The organism is Pseudomonas sp. MDT1-85 (assembly GCF_054898065.1).
Window position 1 is genome coordinate 1,217,065 of the sequence record NZ_CM142715.1, and the last position, 20,401, is coordinate 1,237,465.

16 protein-coding genes and 1 pseudogene are annotated in these 20,401 nt (G+C 58.3%); 8 read left to right on the plus strand and 9 right to left on the minus strand.

The genetic code is table 11. The annotated features are described in order from the left end of the window. Nucleotides 1-12: 12 nt before the first annotated feature. The 5 genes and pseudogenes from ACYZT2_RS05365 to ACYZT2_RS05385 all read right to left on the minus strand — a co-directional run. On the minus strand, nucleotides 13-1,608 hold the full coding sequence (locus tag ACYZT2_RS05365; RefSeq protein ID WP_461970724.1) for an ABC transporter substrate-binding protein: 1,596 nt from the start codon (nucleotides 1,606-1,608) through the stop codon (nucleotides 13-15). 75 nt (nucleotides 1,609-1,683) lie between these two features. Then, a complete protein-coding gene (locus tag ACYZT2_RS05370; RefSeq protein WP_461970726.1) occupies nucleotides 1,684-3,102 on the minus strand; it encodes an OprD family porin in 1,419 nt (472 codons plus the stop codon). Nucleotides 3,103-3,274: 172 nt separating this feature from the next. After that, on the minus strand, nucleotides 3,275-4,876 hold the full coding sequence (locus ACYZT2_RS05375) for an ABC transporter substrate-binding protein (RefSeq protein WP_461970728.1): 1,602 nt from the start codon (nucleotides 4,874-4,876) through the stop codon (nucleotides 3,275-3,277). A 302-nt stretch (nucleotides 4,877-5,178) separates the two neighbouring features. After that, nucleotides 5,179-6,804, minus strand: coding sequence for an ABC transporter substrate-binding protein (locus ACYZT2_RS05380; protein WP_461970730.1), 1,626 nt, complete (start codon nucleotides 6,802-6,804; stop codon nucleotides 5,179-5,181). A gap of 259 nt (nucleotides 6,805-7,063) precedes the next feature. Further along, nucleotides 7,064-7,257 (minus strand): annotated as a pseudogene (locus ACYZT2_RS05385) (ABC transporter substrate-binding protein); the annotation flags it as partial. A 619-nt stretch (nucleotides 7,258-7,876) separates the two neighbouring features. Here ACYZT2_RS05385 and ACYZT2_RS05390 point away from each other — a divergent pair. After that, a complete protein-coding gene (locus tag ACYZT2_RS05390; RefSeq protein ID WP_461970732.1) occupies nucleotides 7,877-8,245 on the plus strand; it encodes a DUF6124 family protein in 369 nt (122 codons plus the stop codon). A gap of 208 nt (nucleotides 8,246-8,453) precedes the next feature. On the opposite strand, the gene ACYZT2_RS05395 is transcribed toward ACYZT2_RS05390, so the two are convergent. Beyond that, nucleotides 8,454-9,170: an SIMPL domain-containing protein gene (locus ACYZT2_RS05395; RefSeq protein ID WP_052965606.1), complete on the minus strand. Its 717-nt coding sequence runs from the start codon at nucleotides 9,168-9,170 to the stop codon at nucleotides 8,454-8,456. Between the two features lie 344 nt (nucleotides 9,171-9,514). On the opposite strand from ACYZT2_RS05395, the gene ACYZT2_RS05400 reads away from it, so the two are divergent. The 4 genes from ACYZT2_RS05400 (at nucleotide 9,515) to ACYZT2_RS05415 (ending at nucleotide 14,079) form a co-directional block, all read left to right on the plus strand. Then, nucleotides 9,515-10,777, plus strand: a complete 1,263-nt coding sequence (locus ACYZT2_RS05400) for an ATP-binding protein (RefSeq protein WP_007901384.1) — start codon at nucleotides 9,515-9,517, stop codon at nucleotides 10,775-10,777. Beyond that, nucleotides 10,770-11,330, plus strand: coding sequence for a response regulator transcription factor (locus tag ACYZT2_RS05405; protein WP_007901386.1), 561 nt, complete (start codon nucleotides 10,770-10,772; stop codon nucleotides 11,328-11,330). Before ACYZT2_RS05400 ends, ACYZT2_RS05405 begins: the two co-directional genes overlap by 8 nt. Nucleotides 11,331-11,426: 96 nt before the next feature. Further along, nucleotides 11,427-13,154 (plus strand): ABC transporter ATP-binding protein/permease, encoded by a 1,728-nt coding sequence (locus ACYZT2_RS05410; protein WP_461970735.1) that lies wholly within the window; start codon nucleotides 11,427-11,429, stop codon nucleotides 13,152-13,154. Nucleotides 13,155-13,332: 178 nt separating this feature from the next. Further along, on the plus strand, nucleotides 13,333-14,079 hold the full coding sequence (locus ACYZT2_RS05415; RefSeq protein WP_461970737.1) for a FadR/GntR family transcriptional regulator: 747 nt from the start codon (nucleotides 13,333-13,335) through the stop codon (nucleotides 14,077-14,079). Nucleotides 14,080-14,121: 42 nt separating this feature from the next. Here ACYZT2_RS05415 and ACYZT2_RS05420 read toward each other — a convergent pair whose 3' ends face one another. From ACYZT2_RS05420 to ACYZT2_RS05430, 3 genes are all read right to left on the minus strand, one after another. After that, nucleotides 14,122-14,496 (minus strand): hypothetical protein, encoded by a 375-nt coding sequence (locus ACYZT2_RS05420; protein WP_461970739.1) that lies wholly within the window; start codon nucleotides 14,494-14,496, stop codon nucleotides 14,122-14,124. Between the two features lie 128 nt (nucleotides 14,497-14,624). Further along, nucleotides 14,625-14,852: a hypothetical protein gene (locus ACYZT2_RS05425; RefSeq protein ID WP_461970741.1), complete on the minus strand. Its 228-nt coding sequence runs from the start codon at nucleotides 14,850-14,852 to the stop codon at nucleotides 14,625-14,627. A gap of 14 nt (nucleotides 14,853-14,866) precedes the next feature. Further along, complete coding sequence (locus ACYZT2_RS05430; RefSeq protein ID WP_461970743.1) at nucleotides 14,867-16,198, minus strand: phospholipase; 1,332 nt, start codon at nucleotides 16,196-16,198, stop codon at nucleotides 14,867-14,869. 231 nt (nucleotides 16,199-16,429) lie between these two features. On the opposite strand from ACYZT2_RS05430, the gene kdgD reads away from it, so the two are divergent. The 3 genes from kdgD (at nucleotide 16,430) to ACYZT2_RS05445 (ending at nucleotide 20,394) form a co-directional block, all read left to right on the plus strand. Continuing rightward, nucleotides 16,430-17,341 carry a 5-dehydro-4-deoxyglucarate dehydratase gene (gene kdgD, locus ACYZT2_RS05435; RefSeq protein ID WP_461970745.1) on the plus strand — a complete coding sequence of 304 codons (912 nt, stop codon included), beginning with the start codon at nucleotides 16,430-16,432 and terminating at the stop codon, nucleotides 17,339-17,341. 73 nt (nucleotides 17,342-17,414) lie between these two features. After that, the gene (locus ACYZT2_RS05440) at nucleotides 17,415-18,860 is read left to right on the plus strand and encodes an aldehyde dehydrogenase family protein (protein WP_461970747.1); all 1,446 of its coding nucleotides are present in this window, start codon (nucleotides 17,415-17,417) and stop codon (nucleotides 18,858-18,860) included. A 166-nt stretch (nucleotides 18,861-19,026) separates the two neighbouring features. Then, the gene (locus tag ACYZT2_RS05445; protein ID WP_461970749.1) at nucleotides 19,027-20,394 is read left to right on the plus strand and encodes an MFS transporter; all 1,368 of its coding nucleotides are present in this window, start codon (nucleotides 19,027-19,029) and stop codon (nucleotides 20,392-20,394) included. Nucleotides 20,395-20,401 lie beyond the last annotated feature (7 nt).

Sequence of the window (20,401 nt, forward strand, 5' to 3'; positions counted from 1 at the left end):
GGCGTTTCTTATCTACTTCACCTGGGTGGTGGCGAAGTTATTAGTGGTGAGGGGGCTAATGTGATAGCCCTCTACGTTGGTGCGCATCGCGGTGAACATACGGGTGTGCGCCATGCTGATCCACGGCTGGTCCTGATTGAAAATGGCCTGGGCCTGTTCGTAGAGCGCCGTGCGTTCGTCCGGGTTCACTTTAGCCCGTGCTTCGTCGATCAGCGTCTGGAACTTTTCATTGCACCAGCGAGCGTAGTTTTCGCCGTTCTTGGCCGCTTCGCAACTGAGCATAGGCGTCAGGAAATTATCCGGGTCGCCGTTATCGCCCGCCCAACCGGCGGACACCATGTCGTGCTCGCCGTTTTTAGCGCGCTTGAGCATTTCGCCCCATTCCATGACACGAATATCGACCGTGATCCCGACCTTGGCCAGGTCGGCCTGCATCATCTGTGCGCCGAGCATCGGGTTCGGGTTGGTGGGGCCGCCGCCGTTACGGGTGAACAGGGTAAACGTGGTGCCTTCCGGTACGCCGGCTTCCTTGAGCAGGGCGCGAGCCTTGTCCAGATCACGTGGCGGGTTGGTCAGTTTGTGGTTGTAGCCCAGCAGGGTGTCCGGGTACGGGTTGACCGCCACGGTCGCATTGCCTTTGCCGAACAGCGCATTGACGTACGCAGCCTTGTCGAAGGCAATGTCGATGGCTTTACGCACGCGCACGTCGCTCATGTACGGGCGGGCGGTGTTCATGGCGACATAGGACACGGTCATCGCGTTCAGCTCATCAACCTTCAGGTTGGTGTCTTTCTTGATGCTCGGGATGTCATCCGGTTTCGGGTACAGCGCGATCTGGCACTCGTTGGCCTTGAGCTTTTGCAGGCGCACGTTGTTGTCGGTGGCGATCGCCAGGATCAGCGACTCAGCCGGTGGTTTGCCACGGAAGTAGTCCGGGTTGGCCTTGAAGCGGACCTGAGCGTCCTTGGCGTAACGCTGGAAGACGAACGGGCCGGTGCCAATCGGCTTGTTGTTCAGGTCGCCGGCCTTGTTGGCCTTGAGCAACTGGTCGGCGTACTCGGCGGAGTAGATCGAGGAGAAGGCCATGGCGATGTCGGCCAGGAACGGCGCTTCACGGCGGGTCAGAGTGAATTTGACCGTGTTGTCGTCGACCTTTTCGACGCTTTTAAGCAGTTCTTTGAAGCCCATGCTTTCAAAGTACGGGAAGCCCACGCTCGACTTGTTGTGCCACGGGTGTTTCGGGTCCAGCTGACGCTGGAAGCTCCAGACCACGTCGTCGGCGTTCATGTCGCGGGTCGGCTTGAAGTAATCGGTGGTGTGAAACTTGACGCCTTTGCGCAGGTGGAACGTGTAGGTCAGACCGTCGTCGCTGATGTCCCACGACTCGGCCAGTGCCGGAATCACTTCAGTGGTGCCGGGCTTGAAGTCCGCCAGACGATTGAAGATGGTTTCGGCCACCGCATCGGCTGTGACTGCAGTCGTGTACTGGACCATGTCGAAGCCTTCCGGACTGGCTTCGGTACAGACCACCAAGGGTTTGGCCGAGACGCCGACGGCGACACTCAGCAACGCGGCAGCGATGGCCGCTCGTAGGGGAAGCATTTTCATCTAGAGCCCTCTGCAATCGGTTGAACAGAAAAGCCAGACGGCCGACTCGTCATGAGTCAGCCGCAGGCATGCGTTTTACAAAATGTTGAACGGGATGGTGGTCACGAGACGGAACTCGTTGATGTTGCCATCCAACTGGTTTTCGCTGGCGCGGTGCGCGGTGTAGGTGGCGCGGATGGCAGTTGCCTTGAGCGGGCCGCTTTGTACAGCATACGAAGCACCAATGCCGTATTCGTAGTGATGTTCGCCATCCATCGCCGTCACGCTGTCGTATGCGCCGCCTTTGTAGTGAGTACCATCGATACCCCAGCCGCGCGCCTGGTAGATGTTGAACTTCAAGCCTGGCACGCCGTATTCGGCCATGTTCAGGCCATAGGCGATCTGGAAGGACTTCTCGTTGGGGCCGTTGAAGTCCGACAGCAGTGAGTTGGCCAGGTAGATGCCGTTGGTTTCGTGCAGGTAGTCGAAGTACTCGTTACCGTTAATTTCCTGGTACGAGAAGGTCAGGCTATGAGCCTGATGAGTCAGGCCGAGCGACAGGGAGTAAGTGTCGTTGTCGATGTCGCCCAATACGGCTTTGCCTTCGTCTACGGTTTTGTAGTAGTTCAGGCCGGTGGTCAGGCTCAGTACCGAGCTGTCCCCCAAGACGTGGCTGGCGCCGAAGTAGTACTGGTTCCACATGTCTTCGGCCTGGGTGCCCCACAGGCTGGTGGTCAGGCTGGCGAACGGCTGGTAGGTAACACCGAGCGTATTGACGTGATCGATTTCGATGAGGGTATCGGTGTATTCGCTGCGGAATTTGCTCAGGCTTTGTTCGCTTCGTGGCGAAACACGATCAAAGGTCGCAGCGTCGAAGCTCAGGTTGGTAAGCTCTTCGCTGTGGATCGAGACGCCTTGGAAGCTCGAAGGCAGCGGACGGTTGCCGATGACATCTACTTGCGGGCTGCTGAAGTTCTGACGGCCAGCGGTCAGGGTGGTGTTGGAGATACGGGCCTTGATGTTGGCCAGACCCACCTTGCTCCACTGACCTTCAGCGTCACCGCCGTCCTTGGTCAGGGTGCGGTTGTTGCCAAGGCCGCCAACGCCAGGAATCGGTGTGCCGCCATTGGCAGACGCAAGATTCTTGCGATCACGTTCCAGGGCGATGGCATTGTAAGCCGCGACTTCAGTGCTGAAACCGACAGTACCTTCCGTGAAGCCCGAGTTGTACTTGAGAATGGTGCCCTGAACCCAGTTGATACGACGGTCCGTTGTTTGCAATGAGCCGTCTTTGTTGTAACGGAACTTGGCGCCGCGCTTCAGTTGTTCGTTGGCATACCAGTTACGCGTGCTCCCGCTGATCGATTGGCCTTCGACAAAGCCCGTGGCTTCACTCTGAGCACTTTTCTCTTTCACGGTAACCGGGGTGAAAGCCTGACTCTGGGATTCAGCGTACGCCGTGGCGGTCACGCTGCTGATGGCCAAGGCCAATAACGCGGTGCTGCTCAGTTTCATGGGTGAAGCTCCTTGCTTTCTTTTTTTTTAATGCCGGTCTTTTTCGGTGATCCGGCTATTTGGTTTGCAACTCATGCAGGCATCGCAAGCGTTTGCTATAGGCCAGATTGGCAAATTACGGCAATACGCTTGCGTGGGGACGGAATCCGCCCCCAGCGTTTTGGCTAATCGGTTATTGGTCGATACCGACGCCCGAGAACACGTTACGGCCGAAAGGACTCACCTTGAATCCTTCGACTTTGGCGCTCAACGGCTGGTTGACCGTCGAGTGGGCGACCGGCGTGATCGGCACCTGCTGCTTGAGGTACTGCTGCGCCTGTTTGTAGAGCACGGTGCGCTGGTCGCGGTCGGTGACGACCTTGGCCTGCTTGATCAGCTTGTCGTAAGCCGGATCACACCACATCGAGTAGTTGTTGCCGCCAATGGCATCGCAGCTGTAAAGCGTGCCGAGCCAGTTGTCCGGGTCACCATTGTCACCGGTCCAGCCAATCAGGCTGATGTCGTGCTCGCCGTTCTTGGTGCGCTTGATGTACTCGCCCCATTCGTAGCTGACGATCTTGACCTTGAGGCCGATCTTCGCCCAATCCGCCTGGAGCATTTCGGCCATCAACTTGGCATTGGGGTTGTACGGACGCTGAACCGGCATGGCCCAGAGGGTGATTTCGGTGCCTTCCTTCACACCGGCAGCCTTGAGCAACTCCTTGGCTTTGTCCGGGTTGTAGGCGGCGTCTTTAACCGTTTCGTCGTAGGACCATTGGGTCGGCGGCATGGCGTTGACCGCCAGTTGGCCGGCACCTTGATAGACGGCGTTGAGAATGCCTTGCTTGTTCACCGCCATGTCCAGCGCCTGGCGCACTTCGAGCTGATCGAACGGTTTGTGCCGCACGTTATAGGCGATGTAACCGAGGTTGAAACCGGGCTTCTCGATCAGTTGCAGTTTCGGATCGTTTTTCAGCGCGGTCACGTCGGCCGGGCGCGGGTGCAGGGTGATCTGGCATTCGTTGGCCTTGAGCTTCTGCACGCGCACCGAGGCGTCGGTGTTGATGGCGAAAATCAGGTTGTCGAGCTTGACCCGGCTCGGGTCCCAGTACTGCTTGTTGCCGCTGTAACGGATGTTGGAATCTTTCTGGTAGCTCTTGAACACGAACGGGCCAGTGCCGATCGGCTTCTGGTTGATCTCGCTCGGCTTGCCGGAGGCCAGTAACTGGTCGGCGTATTCGGCGGACAGGATCGCGGCGAAGCTCATGGCGATGTTCTGGATGAATGCGGCGTCGACGCTGTTGAGCGTCATCACCACGGTCAGCGGCCCGGTCTTCTCGACCTTCGCGATGTTCTTGTTCAGGCTCATCCCGTTGAAATACGGGAACTCGGTTGGATAAGCCTTTCGGAAAGGTTGCTGTGGATCGAGCATGCGATTGAAGGTAAACAGCACGTCATCGGCGTTGAAATCGCGAGTCGGCGTGAAGTATTTGGTGGTGTGAAATTTCACCCCTTCGCGCAGGTGAAAAGTGTACTTGAGGCCGTCCCCGGAAATATCCCAGCTTGTTGCCAAGCCCGGTACGACGTTGGTGGCGCCTTTTTCAAACTCTGCCAATCGGTTGTACAGCGGCTCGGCGGCGTCGTTATCGGTCGCCGTGGTGTATTGCGCGGTGTCGAAGCCCGCCGGGCTGCCTTCGGAGCAGAACACCAGGCTGTTATTGGCGGCCTGGCTAATGGAAGTGACGGCCAGCAGGCCGGTGCCCAGCAATGCGGATAAAACCAAGGTATGGCGCATGACGCTCCCTCTTGTTTAGTGTTTTATCAATGAGCCGGGTCCCGTCCAGGGACGCTGAGGCCTCATTGATCTCAAACCATCGCGTGCAGCGATTACCGAGAGCCCACGCATGAACTGGTCAGGTCCCGACGGTATGAGCCGTGGGTCTGGCAGTAAATGTGTAGAGTCTGAAAGACTCGTAGGAAAAGGCGACGCGTCCTAAACCTCTGCTGTGGTACGCAGCGGATTTGGCTGTCAGTTAATTCCTACTTTCTCGGCAGATAAAACAACGGCGACGTGAATAACGTCGCCGTTGCCAAACCTTATTTGCTGACGCTGACGCCGTAGAAGGAGTTCAAGCCAAACGGGCTGATCTTGAAGTCCTGCACGTTGTTGCGCATGGGTTGGAACACCGTCGAGTGAGCGATAGGTGTCATTGGAACGGCATCTTTGAGGACGTGTTGCGCCTGTTTGTACAGTTCGGTGCGCTTGGCCTGATCGGTAGTGCGCTTGGCTTCTTTAACGATGCCGTCGAACTTCTTGTCGCACCATTTGGAGAAGTTGTTGCCCTGCAACGAGTCGCAACCGAACAGCACGTTGAGCCAGTTATCCGGGTCACCATTGTCGCCGCTCCAGCCAATCAGCATCGCGCCGTTTTCGCCACCTTTGGAGCGCTTGATGTACTCGCCCCACTCGTAGGTCACGATCTTGGCTTTGATGCCGACCTTGGCCCAGTCGGACTGGAGCATTTCGGCCATCAGCTTGGCGTTCGGGTTATAGGGACGTTGCACCGGCATCGCCCACAGGTTGATCTCGGTGCCTTCCTTGATGCCGGCCTCCTTGAGCAGCTCTTTGGCTTTCTCAGGGTTGTACGGCGCATCCTTGATGGTGGTGTCATAAGACCATTGGGTCGGTGGCATGGCGTTGGCAGCCAGTTGGCCGGCGCCCTGGTAAACCGAATCGATGATCTGTTGCTTGTTGACGGCCATGTCCAGTGCCTGACGCACTTTCAACTGAGCCATTGGGTTTGGCTGATCGCTGCCCTTGATCTTGTCCATCACGTTGTAGGCGATGTAACCCAGGTTGAAACCGGCCTGGTCAGGCACCTTCAGGGTTTTGTCTTCCTTCAACGCCTTCAGGTCGGCCGGACGTGGGAACAAAGTGATCTGACACTCGTTCTTTTTCAGCTTCTGAATACGTACCGACGGGTCGGTGGTGATGGCGAAGATCAGGTTGTCGATCTTCACGTCGTCAGGCTTCCAGTAGTCCTTGTTCCCGGTATAGCGGATGTTGGAGTCTTTCTGGTAGCTCTTGAACACAAACGGGCCAGTACCGACCGGTTTCTGGTTGATGTCGGCGGCTTTGCCTTCCTTGAGCAGCTGGGCAGCGTACTCGGCAGACTGAACCGAAGCGAAACTCATGGCCATGTTCTGGATGAACGCGGCATCAACTTCTTTGAGGGTGAACTTGACAGTGTGGTCGTCGACTTTATCGATCTTGGTGATGTTGGTATCCATCCCCATGTCGGTGAAGTACGGGAATTCGGTCGGATACGCTTTGCGGAACGAATCGTCCTTGTTAACCATGCGATTAAAGGTGAACAGTACGTCGTCGGCGTTGAACTCACGAGTCGGCTTGAAGTACGGGGTGGTGTGGAACTTGACGCCTTCACGCAGGTGGAAGGTGTAAGTCAGGCCATCATCGGAAATGTCCCACTTGGTCGCCAGGCCAGGAACAACGGCGGTGCCGCCGCGCTCGAACTGGGTCAGGCGGTTGAACATGGTTTCTGCAGAGGCGTCGAAGTCGGTTCCGGTGGTGTACTGACCAGGATCGAAACCGGCCGGGCTCCCTTCGGAGCAAAACACCAGGTTAGTCGCAGCGACTGCGAAAGGTGCGCTGGCTAATAAGCTTGCGCCGACTAAAAACGGAATGACCGCGTGTTTAAGCATGGTGGCCTCATGATTTGTTGTCATTTTTGGTTTTTGAGGTACGACCTCGTGAGCCGTTCCTGCGGATACTTATGCAGGGGCCATACCCAATGCAAGATCCCGAATGGCCACAAGCCTTAAACAGTGGCACGAACGTACCTTAATGTCGCATTTGTATAAATACTGATGTATTTGACCGTTTGCGCAGGTTTTTTACGGTGCAGATCGCGCACCGGCAAGGGGCACCCGGGTGTCTGGCGCACCCGGTTGGCGCTTGGTGTTACTTATTTATACCCACTCCATAGAATGGGGTAAGGCCGAAAGGGCTGATCTTGAAGTCGGCCACTTCCTTGCGCAGTGGCTGGAACACGGTTGAATTCGCAATCGGTGTAATCGGCGCCTGTTGCTCAAGATTTGCTGTGCCTGTTGGTACAGTTTGACCCGCTGCTGTTTGTCGGTGGACACCGTGGCTCGCAACGAGTGGAGACGGGCGGGACACCGCTCCACTGTAGGAGCGAGGCTTGCCCGCGAAGACGACCTGACAGCCGACCAATCCCTCGCGGGTGTAAACAACCCACGTAGGAGCTGCCGAAGGCTGCGATCTTTTGACGTTGATTTTCAAGATCAACAGATCGTAGCCTCGTTTCACTCGACAGCTCCTACAGTCATCCGTGTCAGACGAGAATTTGGTGTCAGATGCGAGATTGATCGTTCCCACGCTCCCGCGTCGGAATGCCGCCAGGGACGCTCCGCGTTCCGCTTTTGAATGTTTAACGGGTGTGTCAGAACGCAGACCTTTCCCACGCAATTTTCAGGTTGTCGGTCGGACGTGGGCCCAATAACCTTTGGCTGTCGCTGACAACTCAGCGATCGGGTGTGAGAAGCCCGGCAACTTATGGTCATCCAGTGTCTGTACACGCATAATCGCCGCCAGTTTATTAGCTGCCTGCAAATGCGTTATGGCGGCTGTGTGCGGGCGGACTTCGGTCCGGCCGGGTGTCCATAACCGGTCTTCTCACCTCGCACATAGCTGCCACCTCTTCGCCGTGTGAGAAGCGGCAAGTGGAGGCTCCAACGCTGGAGAAATTTTTCAATGGACAAATTAATTCCCGACCCACCCTTCAACACCACCACACCCAACGCCGAAGCTTCGCGTACCGAAGAATTACTCAAAGACCGCGAAGCCATAAAACGCGCCCTCGACTACTACCTCGATCCCCCGGCGCAATACGTCGAAAAACCCCGTCGCCCCAGCACGATGTTCATGGTCGCCCCGGGTGCTGGCACCGAGAGCCTGCTGGCCCACGCCTGTGAATCGTTGGCTTCAGCGAGTGTCCTGGCCACCGATTTCGCCAACGACCTGATCGGCTCGCAGCGTCATACGGCGTTGGCGATTCAGCAGATCATCATGGTGGCGGAATTGGCGGTGAACCGAGCGTTGGATAACGTCGATCCGGCGTAGACCGCGTTATCGTTCATCGCGAGCAGGCTCGCTCCCACAGGGATTGAGGGTGTACATGGACTTTGTGTACGCCACAGATCAAATGTGGGAGCGAGCCTGCTCGCGATGGCGGCAGATTGTTCGCCAAAAAAGCTGACTGGCCTACGACGGGCAATAAAAAAACGGCGCTCACTTCGGTGATCGCCGTTTTTTTGTCCGTGTTATCGAATCACTGCATCAACACTTCAATCGCCCCATCCGCCGTCATGCTGACCTGGCTGGTACCCGCTTCAACCTCGGGCGTCACTGGCGCGGAATCCATGCCCGCGGCTTTCATCATCATCGGCCCACGCATGTACGGTTGTGGATAACCGTTGCTGTTGAGGTTCAGGTTGACGATTTTGTAGCTCTTGCCGCCCAGGGCGTCGGTGGCCAGTTGGGCGCGGGACTTGAAGGCGGTCACGGCTTCTTTGAGCAGGGCGTCTTCGCTGGCTTTGCGGGTTGGGGTGGCGATGGCGAAGTCCATACCGCCCATTTTCAGGTCGGTGAGCAGTTCGCCGGTGAGTTTGGAGAGGGCGGCGAAGTCCGAGCTTTCCAGGCGCAGTTCGGCGCGTTCACGCCAGCCGGTGATTTTCTGGCCTTTGGTGTCGTAGATCGGGTAGCTGTTGCGGCTGCCCTGGCGCAGGGTGATGTCTTTGACTTCTTTAGCCTGGGCCAGCGCTTTGTTCATGGTGGTGCTGACGTCGGCGGCGAGTTTGGCCGGGTCGGTGTTTTGCTCTTCGGTGTAGAGGGTCACGATCATCAGGTCGCGGGCCACTTCTTGGCTGACTTCGGCGCGCAGGGAGATCTGGTTGTAATGCAGTTCGTCGACGGCCAGGGCCGGGAGGCTGGCGACGGTGCCCACGCTTAAGGCAAGAAGGGCGGCGCTGCGGCGCAATGTGTGCATGAAAAGCTCCTTGGACGGTGCGCAGGGGTTAAGGTCCGAACCTGCGTGAAACCATCAGACTCTAGCTTCAATGATCCGGTTCGCCCAGTTACAACTTCTATACAGATGGAAGGCAGGTGACCGCGTCGCGGCCATTCGCGGGCAAGCCTCGCTCCTACAGAATGCGTCGTACATAAAACTCCTGCACGCCCAAAGACCGTAGGAGCGAGGCTTGCCCGCGAAGGCGTCCTTATAGACGCAGCAAACCTTTCTGCCATGTGGTCGTTTGCCGCACTTTCGCCTCTGAGGCCCGTGGCTTGGTTATACTCCGTGCGATCCGCCTGGAGCGCTCATCAGGAGAGCTCATGCTCGCCCCCGTTCAAATCACTTCCGCCACGCGCCAGAACCTCTGGCGGCTCACGTTCATCCGCACGTTGGTGCTGGCCGCTCAGGCCGGTTCCGTAGGCCTGGCCTATTGGTTCGACCTGCTGCCGTTGCCCTGGCTGCAATTGGCGATCACCCTCGGTTTTTCCATGGTGCTCTGCGCACTGACCGCGATTCGTCTGCGCACGTCGTGGCCGGTAACCGAGCTCGAATACGCCGTGCAACTGGCCTGCGACCTGTTTATCCACAGTGCCTTGCTGTACTTCTCCGGCGGTTCGACCAACCCGTTCGTCTCTTATTATCTGGTGCCGCTGACCATTGCTGCCGTGACCTTGCCGTGGCGCTATTCGGTGATTCTGTCGGGTATCGCCCTGGCGCTTTATACGTTGCTGCTGGCGCGGTTCTATCCGCTGGAAACGTTCCCGATCGCGCGCGAGAACCTGCAGATCTACGGCATGTGGCTGAGCTTCGCCCTGGCGGCAGCAGTGATCACGTTCTTCGCCGCCCGCATGGCCGAAGAGCTGCGTCGTCAGGAAGAATTGCGCGCCATTCGTCGCGAAGAAGGCCTGCGCGACCAGCAATTGCTGGCCGTCGCGACCCAGGCTGCCGGTGCCGCCCACGAACTGGGCACGCCGCTGGCGACCATGAGTGTGTTGCTCAAGGAAATGCGTCAGGACCATCCCGACCCGCTGTTGCAGGACGATTTGAGCGTGCTGCAGGATCAGGTCAAACTCTGCAAAGAGACCTTGCAGCAGTTGGTTCGGGCGGCGGAAGCCAATCGTCGCTTGGCGGTGGAGATGCAAGACGTCACCGACTGGCTCGACGAAGCCCTGAATCGTTGGCACCTGATGCGCCCGGAAGCCAGTTACCGCTTCCAGCGTCTGGGCCAGGGGACCGTGCCGCGCATGGCGCCGCCGCCGGACCTGACTCAGGCCCTGCTGAATTTGCTCAACAACGCCGCCGATGCCTGTCCCGAAGGCTTGCAAGTGACCCTGGACTGGAATGCCGAGGACTTGACCATCAGCATTCGCGACCATGGCGCCGGCGTGCCACTGGCCATTGCCGAGCAGATTGGCAAACCGTTTTTTACCACCAAGGGCAAAGGTTTCGGCCTGGGCCTGTTTTTGAGCAAGGCCAGCGTGACACGCGCCGGCGGCTCAGTGAAACTCTACAGTCATGAGGAAGGTGGCACGCTTACCGAGCTGCGCCTGCCCCGTGTCGCCCGAGGAGACGAACATGAGTGACGAGATCCAAGTCGAAGGCGAAGAACTGCCGCATTTGCTGCTGGTAGACGACGACGCAACCTTCACCCGCGTGATGGCCCGCGCCATGGCCCGCCGCGGTTTTCGCGTCAGCACAGCAGGTTCCGCCGAAGAAGGCCTGACCATCGCCCAGGCCGACATCCCGGATTACGCCGCCCTTGATCTGAAAATGGACGGCGATTCGGGCTTGGTGTTGCTGCCCAAACTGCTCGAACTTGACCCGGAAATGCGCGTGGTGATCCTCACCGGCTATTCGAGCATTGCCACCGCTGTCGAGGCGATCAAGCGCGGTGCCTGCAATTACCTGTGCAAACCGGCGGACGCCGATGATGTGCTGGCCGCGTTGCTCTCCGAGCACGCCGACCTCGACACGCTGGTGCCGGAAAACCCGATGTCCGTGGACCGTCTCCAGTGGGAGCACATCCAGCGCGTACTGACCGAGCACGAAGGCAACATCTCCGCTACCGCCCGTGCCTTGGGCATGCACCGCCGCACGCTGCAGCGCAAACTGCAGAAGCGTCCGGTCCGTCGCTGAACGGACGCTGAACGATTATCGCCAGCCCTCGCGATAACACGAACCGATCATTTATGATCGGCTCGTGTGTGTTCTTTTCTTTATCGAGCCTTATCCATGAATCAGAACGCTGAGTATTCCGCGGTCAACGATGCTGTGCGCGGGCAGTTTTTTCGCAAAGTCTGGGCGATGATCACGCCTTACTGGCGTAGTGAAGAGAAGGGCAAGGCCTGGACGTTGCTGATCGCGGTGATTGCGTTGTCACTGGTCAGCGTGGGCATCTCGGTGTGGTTCAACACCTGGTACAAGGATTTTTACAACGCTCTGCAGCAAAAGGACGATGCAGCGTTCTGGCGGCTGATTCTGTATTTCTGCGGGATTGCGGCGGTGGCGATTGTCGGTGCCGTGTACCGGCTCTATCTGACCCAGATGCTGACCATTCGCTGGCGGGCGTGGCTCACCGAGAAGCACTTCACCCGTTGGCTCGCCAACAAAAATTACTACCAGCTGGAGCAGGGCGGTTACACCGATAACCCGGACCAGCGGATTTCCGAAGACCTCAACAAGTTCACCACCAATACCTTGGGCCTGGGCCTGGGTTTGATCCGTAACGTCGTCAGTCTGGTGTCATTCTCGATCATTTTGTGGGGCGTGTCGGGCAGCATCGAAGTGTTCGGCTTCACGATCCCCGGCTACATGTTCTGGTGCGCGCTGGTTTATGCCGCCGTCGGCAGTTGGCTGACACATATGATCGGTCGTCGCTTGATTGGCCTCAACAACAACCAGCAACGTTTCGAAGCTGACCTGCGTTTCTCCATGGTGCGCGTCCGAGAAAATGCCGAAAGCATTGCGCTGTACAACGGCGAGCCCAACGAGAACCGTCGACTGAGCAGCCGCTTCGGGCTGGTCTGGCACAACTTCTGGGACATCATGAAAGTGTCCAAGCGCCTGACCTTCTTCACCTCCGGTTATGCGCAGATCGCAATCATCTTCCCGTTCATGGTCGCCGCGCCGCGTTACTTCTCCGGCAAGATCGAACTCGGTGAGCTGATGCAAATCAACTCGGCGTTCGGCAACGTGCAGGAGAACTTCAGCTGGTTCATCAGTGCCTACCAGGACCTCGCCGAGTGGCGCGCCACCTGTGATCGTCTGCTGAGTTTCCGTCAGGCCATGACCGACAACGAAGAACGCGCGCCGGCCATTGACGTGCAGAATCAGGGCTCGGCGCTGAAGGTGCATAACCTTGGCCTCGACCTCGCTGACGGTCGTCATTTGCTGACCAACGCCGACATGACCGTGGAGGAGGGCGAACGCGTCATGCTCAGCGGTCGTTCCGGCAGCGGCAAATCGACGTTGCTGCGGGCGATGGGGCACCTTTGGCCGGCCGGCCACGGCAGCATTCGCCTTCCGACGGGGCGTTACCTGTTCCTGCCGCAAAAACCGTATCTGCCGATTGGCACCCTGCGCGAGGCCTTGAGTTATCCACAGCCGGGCGACACTTACCTGCACGAGCGTTATGCCCACGTGCTGGAAACCTGCCGCTTGCCGCACCTTGTTTCACGTCTGGATGAAGCCAATCACTGGCAGCGCATGCTCTCGCCGGGTGAGCAGCAACGTTTGGCCTTTGCCCGTGCACTGCTTTATGCGCCGCAATGGCTGTACATGGACGAAGCGACTTCGGCGATGGACGAAGAGGATGAGGCGTCGCTGTATCAGGCATTGATCGATGAGTTGCCGGGCCTGAGCATCGTCAGCGTTGGCCATCGCAGCAGCCTGAAGCGTTTCCACCCACGGCATGTGCGGATCGAGAATGGTCATCTGGTGGATCAGGCCGTGACCGCATAAACACCGTAGATCCCTGTGGGAGCGAGCCTGCTCGCGATGAACGAATATGCGGTTTATCAGATGAACCGAGTCGAGGCCATCGCGAGCAGGCTCGCTCCCACAAGGGGCGGTGGTGATCGTACAACCGCGTTGAGCTATGATGCGGATTCAGCCGAATTCTTCGAGACAGACGTTCACCATGGAAAACCCAATCGACGCACCTCGCCTCCCTCGCAAGCGCCGCAGCCTCGCTCAGGAACTGGTGACGGTGTTGTCCGAGCAGATCCGCGACGGTCATCTCAAACGTGGCGACAAGTTGCCCACCGAGTCGGCGATCATGGATGCCCATGGCGTCAGCCGCACCGTGGTGCGCGAAGCGATTTCCCGTTTGCAGGCCGCCGGGCAAGTTGAAACCCGTCACGGCATCGGCACCTTCGTCCTCGATACCCCGAGCCCGAGCGGTTTCCGTATCGACCCGGCCACCGTGGTGACCTTGCGCGACGTATTGGCGATTCTGGAATTGCGCATCAGCCTGGAAGTGGAATCCGCCGGCCTTGCCGCGCTACGTCGCAGCCCTGAGCAGTTGGCGTTGATGCGAGCGGCGCTGGACGCGCTGAATGAAAGCGCCTCTCACGCCAGCGATGCGGTGGCTTCGGACTTCCAGTTCCACCTGCAAATTGCCCTGGCCACCGGCAACCGCTATTTCACCGACATCATGACCCACCTGGGCACCAGCATCATTCCGCGCACGCGCCTGAACTCCGCGCGCCTGGCCCATGATGATCAGCAGCATTACATGAGCCGCCTGAGCCGCGAGCACGAAGAGATTTATGACGCAATTGCACGCCAGGATTCCGATGCGGCGCGGGCGGCCATGCGTTTGCATTTGACGAATAGTCGTGAGCGGTTGCGCCAGGCCCATGAAGAGGCGCAGGCGCAACCCTGAAAAAAAACGCCTGACCGGTAAACGATCAGGCGCGAACAGGGGTCAGGCTTCGATATACAGTTTCAGAGGCTCCGAACACGGCTCCAGACTCGACTCATCCGCGAATTTGTAGCGCAATTCGATTTCTGTGTTCTGGTATTTCTCCAGCTCTGCTTTGGGGATTCGCAGTTCAATCCCTGTCAGTTTTACCATATCGTCGCTGGCATCATCCCAGGCGCCGGTAGGCGCTGCGAGGCCCTCCCAATCGGGTTCTTCCGTATCCGCCCCAAGGATTGGATAGACATCCCAATTTGGCGGAATATCGTTCGGATCCGGGACGCGGACTATCAAGAAATCACCCACGTTCGACAGTTTTACGATTGCTTTGTCGGACTCGTGAGGCGAGAACCGGGGAAGAACCGGGATAGAAAAAGTCATGATGATCGCTCTCCGTGCGAAGTCTGCCACGATCCATTCATGGCAGCGGTCACACTGTACGTGGCGCATTCATGACGTGCTGAGCGCGATTTTGACCAATCATTTCAGAGGCCGTGGCGCTCGCACCCTCACGATAGAGCCGGGCCTCGTCTCGCCACTACCTCAGTCACAGTCCTCAAAATCGAATGGTCGACCCTCACGGCCAGCTCAACGGCCCCAGGCCTGGTGTTGAACGCTATGTTCCCGCGTTCATCCACAACCGCCCGGGCAATCGGCAAGCCTTTGGACAGCAACTCCAGCGGCGCGCCTTTCAGAGACTGGCCCGAAGCCAGTTCCAGTTTCAATTTGATAGTCATCAGTGATCTCCTTATCAGGCATTGGCCGCTGAATTCAGCACGCCGGTTGGTTGGTAGTCCTTGAGCAGCAGATAAGTGCTCCAGCCCCACCAGTCGTCAACGGTGGCGGTGTCGTTGAGGTTGTTGACGTCTTTGCGCCGCAACACCTTATTGCCCTCGACTTTGAACAGTGGCGAGAAATTGCCTGCCGGGTTCAGTACCGCTTGCAGGTCGGGCAGCCTTTTCAAAGCAGCGAAGCTGCCGGCCGACGGGGCGGTGCCACCGAGGTACGCCGCGAACACTTCATCCGCAGACACTTGAACCGCTTGATTCACCTGGGCGCGATTGGCGCTGTCGATGGTGTCGAAGTAGCGCTTGTCGCCATAGGCGTGCCAACGATCGCCGTTGCCGTTGCGCACGTTGAGGCCGAACTTGCTGTCTTCATCGTGCATGAAGCGGGTAATCAGCGAACCGAGATCACCTGGCGTAACCACTGCCGCCAACTGTTTGCGCGGTACTCGCAAATGGCCGGCGGAATACAGGTCGGTCAGGGAGTGATCGGCAAAAGCGTTCATCGCATAGGCCAGCTCCAACTGCTTTTCATCGCCGCTGTTGTGAGCCAGTACTGCTTGTTGCAGCGCTGCCGTGTGCCCGGCGATATAGGCCAGCAACGCCCATTCGGCAAAGTGGTCGGCATTGTTGGCGGCCAGCTTCAGATAACGCCCCAAAGGGAACAGCGCCGAGACGAAACTGCCGCCGCCGGTGATCTTGTTCCACTCTTCCGACAACGTATCACCCAAGGCGTCATAAGCCTGGTGAGGCTGTTTACCGTCCCTGATCGCTTGATTGATGGCGGCGATTTCCTTCTGCATGACACCGAGGATCAACTTTGCCTCGGCGTTTGAGGTCGGCAGTACCGCCAGGGAGTTGAAGGCGTTGGTAAAGCGCTGGATTCGGTCTGCGGCTGTTGCGCCTTCGCAGATCGGTTGATCGGGAATTCCATAAAAATCACCCCCCAGCGCAATCACTTGTCCATAGGTCAATGCCAGGCCATTGGGCAGGTGAAACTCCACCTGAGAGGCCGGTATGGCAGGTGCATCCTTGACGAAGCGCAGCAAGGTGCTGTCACCGATCGCAGTATGTTCTGCACCCTCAAACCTCAACTGGGGCGCGCCTTTCAGTGCATTTTCCGGTGACGTCGGCAGCAGGCCCTGGCGCTGATGTTTGAGGTCGTGATGGCTGCCGGCGGTGAGTTTAAGCGTGTCGCCGTCGCCAGAAATAGCGATGCCCTGCTCGGTAAAAAGATCATCCAGATCGGCAATGATCTGTCGAGTATTTTCCTTCGATTGCGTGTGTAGACCTGACATTTCAGCTCCTTGATATGTCGTAGGTAGAATCAAATTAGCTGTATGTATATACAGTTGTATGGATCATAGATGAGAACTTTCCTACGTCAAGAAATTACTTTTTCCGACGCAAATTTTGCAGCTCGCGATGAAATGCAGTTGACGGTTGCATCTTTAGTTGTACGATGACCTACAACTTCGGCGAAGGCTGAACGGTATCTCACACAACTTGTTACCCAGGGGGTTCGAATAATGAATCCACAAGAACTGAAGTCCATCCTCTCTTCCGGCCTGCTGTCATTCCCGGTCACCGACTTCAATGCTCAGGGCGATTTCCATCGCGCGGGCTATATCAAACGTCTCGAATGGCTGGCCCCATACGGCGCCTCGGCATTGTTCGCCGCGGGCGGCACCGGTGAGTTTTTCTCTCTGGCGGCCAGCGAATATTCGGAAATCATCAAGACTGCCGTCGACACTTGCGAAACCAGCGTGCCGATCCTGGCCGGTGTCGGTGGCGCAACTCGTCAAGCCATCGAATACGCTCAAGAAGCCGAGCGTTTGGGCGCCAAAGGCCTGTTGCTGCTGCCGCACTACCTGACCGAAGCCAGCCAGGACGGTGTTGCCAACCACGTTGAAGCGGTATGCAAATCGGTAAAAATCGGCGTGGTGGTTTACAACCGCCACGTCTGCCGCCTGACCGCTCCTTTGCTGGAACGTCTGGCTGAGCGCTGCCCGAACCTGATCGGTTACAAGGATGGCCTGGGCGATATCGAGCTGATGGTGTCGATCCGTCGCCGCCTCGGTGATCGCTTCAGCTACCTGGGCGGTTTGCCGACCGCTGAAGTCTACGCAGCGGCTTACAAGGCGCTGGGCGTGCCGGTTTACTCCTCGGCGGTGTTCAACTTCATCCCGAAAACCGCGATGGATTTCTACCACGCCATTGCTCGCGAAGATCACGCCACCGTCGGCAAGATCATCGACGACTTCTTCCTGCCGTACCTGGACATCCGTAACCGCAAGGCCGGTTACGCCGTGAGCATCGTCAAGGCCGGGGCGAAAATCGCAGGCTATGACGCAGGCCCTGTGCGGGCACCGCTGACCGATCTGACGGGCGAAGAGTACGAAATGCTCGCCGCGCTGATCGACAAGCAAGGTGCGCAGTAACACCCGACAAAACCAGGGCCGCTGAGCAATCAGCGGCTTTTTGCGTGAGGACTTCTTTTAAAAGGGGCAGCCCGTGGCAGATACAAAGCGTTTTGATAATTACATCAACGGCGAATGGGTGGCGGGCAGTGAATACTGCGCCAACATCAACCCGTCCGAGCTGACCGATACCCTCGGCGATTACGCCAAGGCCGATCTGGCTCAGGTCCATGCCGCCATCGACGCCGCTCGCGTCGCGTTCCCGGCCTGGTCCACTTCGGGCATTCAGGCACGTCACGATTCACTGGATAAAGTCGGTACTGAAATCCTCGCGCGTCGCGAAGAGCTCGGCACTTTGCTGGCCCGGGAAGAGGGCAAGACTCTGCCCGAAGCCATCGGCGAAGTGACTCGCGCCGGCAACATCTTCAAGTTCTTCGCCGGTGAATGCCTGCGCCTGTCCGGCGACTATTTGCCGTCGGTGCGTCCGGGCGTCAACGTCGAAGTCACTCGCGAAGCCCTCGGTGTGGTCGGCCTGATCACCCCGTGGAATTTCCCGATTGCGATCCCTGCGTGGAAAGTCGCTCCGGCTCTGGCGTACGGCAACTGCGTCGTGCTGAAGCCTGCTGATCTGGTACCGGGTTGTGCTTGGGCGCTGGCGGAAATCATCTCCCGCGCCGGTTTCCCGGCCGGCGTGTTCAACCTGGTGATGGGCAGCGGTCGCGTGGTTGGCGATGCGCTGGTGCAGAGCCCGAAAGTCGATGGCATCAGCTTCACCGGTTCCGTGGGCGTGGGTCGTCAGATCGCTGTCAGCTGCGTCTCGCGCCAAGCCAAGGTTCAGCTGGAAATGGGCGGCAAGAACCCGCAGATCATTCTGGATGACGCGGACCTCAAACAAGCGGTCGAGCTGTCGGTACAGAGCGCGTTCTATTCCACTGGCCAGCGTTGCACCGCGTCGAGCCGCTTCATCGTCACCGCCGGGATTCACGACAAATTCGTCGAAGCCATGGCCGAGCGCATGAAGTCGATCAAGGTCGGTCACGCGCTGAAAGCCGGGACCGATATCGGTCCGGTCGTCTCGCAGGCTCAGCTTGAACAGGATATGAAGTACATCGACATCGGCCAGTCCGAAGGTGCGCGTCTGGTCAGCGGCGGTGGTTTGGTGACCTGCGATACCGAAGGCTACTTCCTCGCCCCGACGCTGTTTGCCGACAGCACAGCTGCGATGCGCATCAGCCGCGAAGAGATCTTCGGCCCGGTGGCCAACATCGTTCGCGTCGCCGATTACGAGGCAGCGCTGGCCATGGCCAACGACACCGAGTTCGGTCTGTCGGCGGGCATCGCGACCACGTCGCTGAAGTATGCCAACCACTTCAAGCGCCACTCCCAGGCCGGGATGGTGATGGTCAACCTGCCGACCGCCGGCGTGGATTACCACGTTCCGTTCGGTGGGCGTAAAGGTTCATCCTATGGATCACGTGAGCAAGGTCGCTATGCGCAAGAGTTTTATACGGTCGTGAAGACCAGCTACATCGGTTCGTAGCGCAACACCCACTGTGGGAGCGAGCCTGCTCGCGAAGGTCTTGAGGACGCGGCGGTAAACTTGATGCCCCGCGTCATCGTTGACCACCATCGCGAGCAGGCTCGCTCCCACAGAAAAACCAAAGATTCACCCGCGCATAAAAATAATCAGTGGGAGTACATCTACAATGCAATCGACCAAGCCGACTCACGTCCGCTATTTGATCCTGCTCATGCTGTTTCTGGTGACCACGATCAACTACGCCGACCGGGCCACTATCGCCATCGCAGGCTCCAGCCTGCAAAAAGACCTCGGCATCGACGCGGTCACCCTCGGTTACATCTTCTCTGCATTCGGTTGGGCCTACGTGGCCGGGCAAATTCCCGGTGGCTGGTTGCTGGACCGTTTCGGCTCGAAAAAAATCTACGCGCTCAGCATCTTCACCTGGTCGCTGTTCACCGTGCTGCAGGGCTATGTCGGTGAGTTCGGCGTGTCCACGGCGGTGGTTGCGCTGTTCATGCTGCGCTTTTTGGTGGGTCTGGCCGAAGCGCCATCCTTCCCCGGCAACGCACGCATCGTGGCGGCCTGGTTCCCGACCGCTGAACGCGGTACCGCCTCGGCTATCTTCAACTCGGCGCAATACTTCGCCACCGTGTTGTTCGCACCGCTGATGGGCTGGATCGTTTACTCCTTCGGCTGGCAGCATGTGTTCATCGTCATGGGCGTGATCGGCATTGTCTTCTCGGGCATCTGGCTGAAGGTGATCTACAGCCCGCGCCAACACCCGATGATCAACGACGCTGAGTTCAAGCACATCGCCGACAACGGCGGCATGGTCGACATGGACCAGGACAAAGGCAAAGGCAAAAAGGGTGACGGTCCGAAGTGGGACTACATCCGCCAGCTGCTGACCAACCGCATGATGCTTGGCGTGTATCTGGGCCAGTACTGCATCAACGGCATCACCTACTTCTTCCTGACCTGGTTCCCGGTGTACCTGGTCCAGGAGCGCGGCATGACCATCCTCAAGGCCGGTTTCATTGCCTCGTTGCCGGCGATCTGCGGGTTTATCGGTGGTGTGCTTGGCGGGGTGATTTCCGATTACCTGCTGCGCAAGGGCCACTCGCTGACCTTCGCCCGCAAGGCGCCGATCATCGCTGGCCTGTTGGTTTCCAGCAGCATTGTGGCCTGCAACTATGTGGATGTTGAATGGATGGTCGTCGGCTTCATGGCCCTGGCGTTCTTCGGCAAAGGCGTCGGTGCGTTGGGCTGGGCCGTGGTGTCCGATACTTCTCCGAAACAGATCGCCGGTCTCAGCGGTGGCCTGTTCAACACCTTCGGCAACATTGCGTCGATCACCACGCCGATCGTTATCGGTTACATCATCAGCTCCACCGGTTCGTTCAAGTGGGCGCTGGTGTTCGTCGGTTGCAACGCGCTGGTAGCCGTCTTCAGCTATCTGGTGATCGTTGGTCCGATCAAGCGTGTGGTGCTCAAAGAGCCGCCTGTCAGCGGTCCTGAAACCAACAGTAAATTATCTGAAGCGCATTCCTGAGGAGCGG

Coding starts and splice junctions, on each gene's coding strand:
- ACYZT2_RS05415 (WP_461970737.1), top strand. CDS start 13,333: ATGGAAAACCCAATCGACGCACCTCGCCTCCCTCGCAAGCGCCGCAGC.
- ACYZT2_RS05390 (WP_461970732.1), top strand. CDS start 7,877: ATGGACAAATTAATTCCCGACCCACCCTTCAACACCACCACACCCAAC.
- kdgD (WP_461970745.1), top strand. CDS start 16,430: ATGAATCCACAAGAACTGAAGTCCATCCTCTCTTCCGGCCTGCTGTCA.
- ACYZT2_RS05370 (WP_461970726.1), bottom strand. CDS start 3,102: ATGAAACTGAGCAGCACCGCGTTATTGGCCTTGGCCATCAGCAGCGTG.
- ACYZT2_RS05445 (WP_461970749.1), top strand. CDS start 19,027: ATGCAATCGACCAAGCCGACTCACGTCCGCTATTTGATCCTGCTCATG.
- ACYZT2_RS05380 (WP_461970730.1), bottom strand. CDS start 6,804: ATGCTTAAACACGCGGTCATTCCGTTTTTAGTCGGCGCAAGCTTATTA.
- ACYZT2_RS05420 (WP_461970739.1), bottom strand. CDS start 14,496: ATGACTTTTTCTATCCCGGTTCTTCCCCGGTTCTCGCCTCACGAGTCC.
- ACYZT2_RS05430 (WP_461970743.1), bottom strand. CDS start 16,198: ATGTCAGGTCTACACACGCAATCGAAGGAAAATACTCGACAGATCATT.
- ACYZT2_RS05365 (WP_461970724.1), bottom strand. CDS start 1,608: ATGAAAATGCTTCCCCTACGAGCGGCCATCGCTGCCGCGTTGCTGAGT.
- ACYZT2_RS05375 (WP_461970728.1), bottom strand. CDS start 4,876: ATGCGCCATACCTTGGTTTTATCCGCATTGCTGGGCACCGGCCTGCTG.
- ACYZT2_RS05395 (WP_052965606.1), bottom strand. CDS start 9,170: ATGCACACATTGCGCCGCAGCGCCGCCCTTCTTGCCTTAAGCGTGGGC.
- ACYZT2_RS05405 (WP_007901386.1), top strand. CDS start 10,770: ATGAGTGACGAGATCCAAGTCGAAGGCGAAGAACTGCCGCATTTGCTG.
- ACYZT2_RS05400 (WP_007901384.1), top strand. CDS start 9,515: ATGCTCGCCCCCGTTCAAATCACTTCCGCCACGCGCCAGAACCTCTGG.
- ACYZT2_RS05425 (WP_461970741.1), bottom strand. CDS start 14,852: ATGACTATCAAATTGAAACTGGAACTGGCTTCGGGCCAGTCTCTGAAA.
- ACYZT2_RS05410 (WP_461970735.1), top strand. CDS start 11,427: ATGAATCAGAACGCTGAGTATTCCGCGGTCAACGATGCTGTGCGCGGG.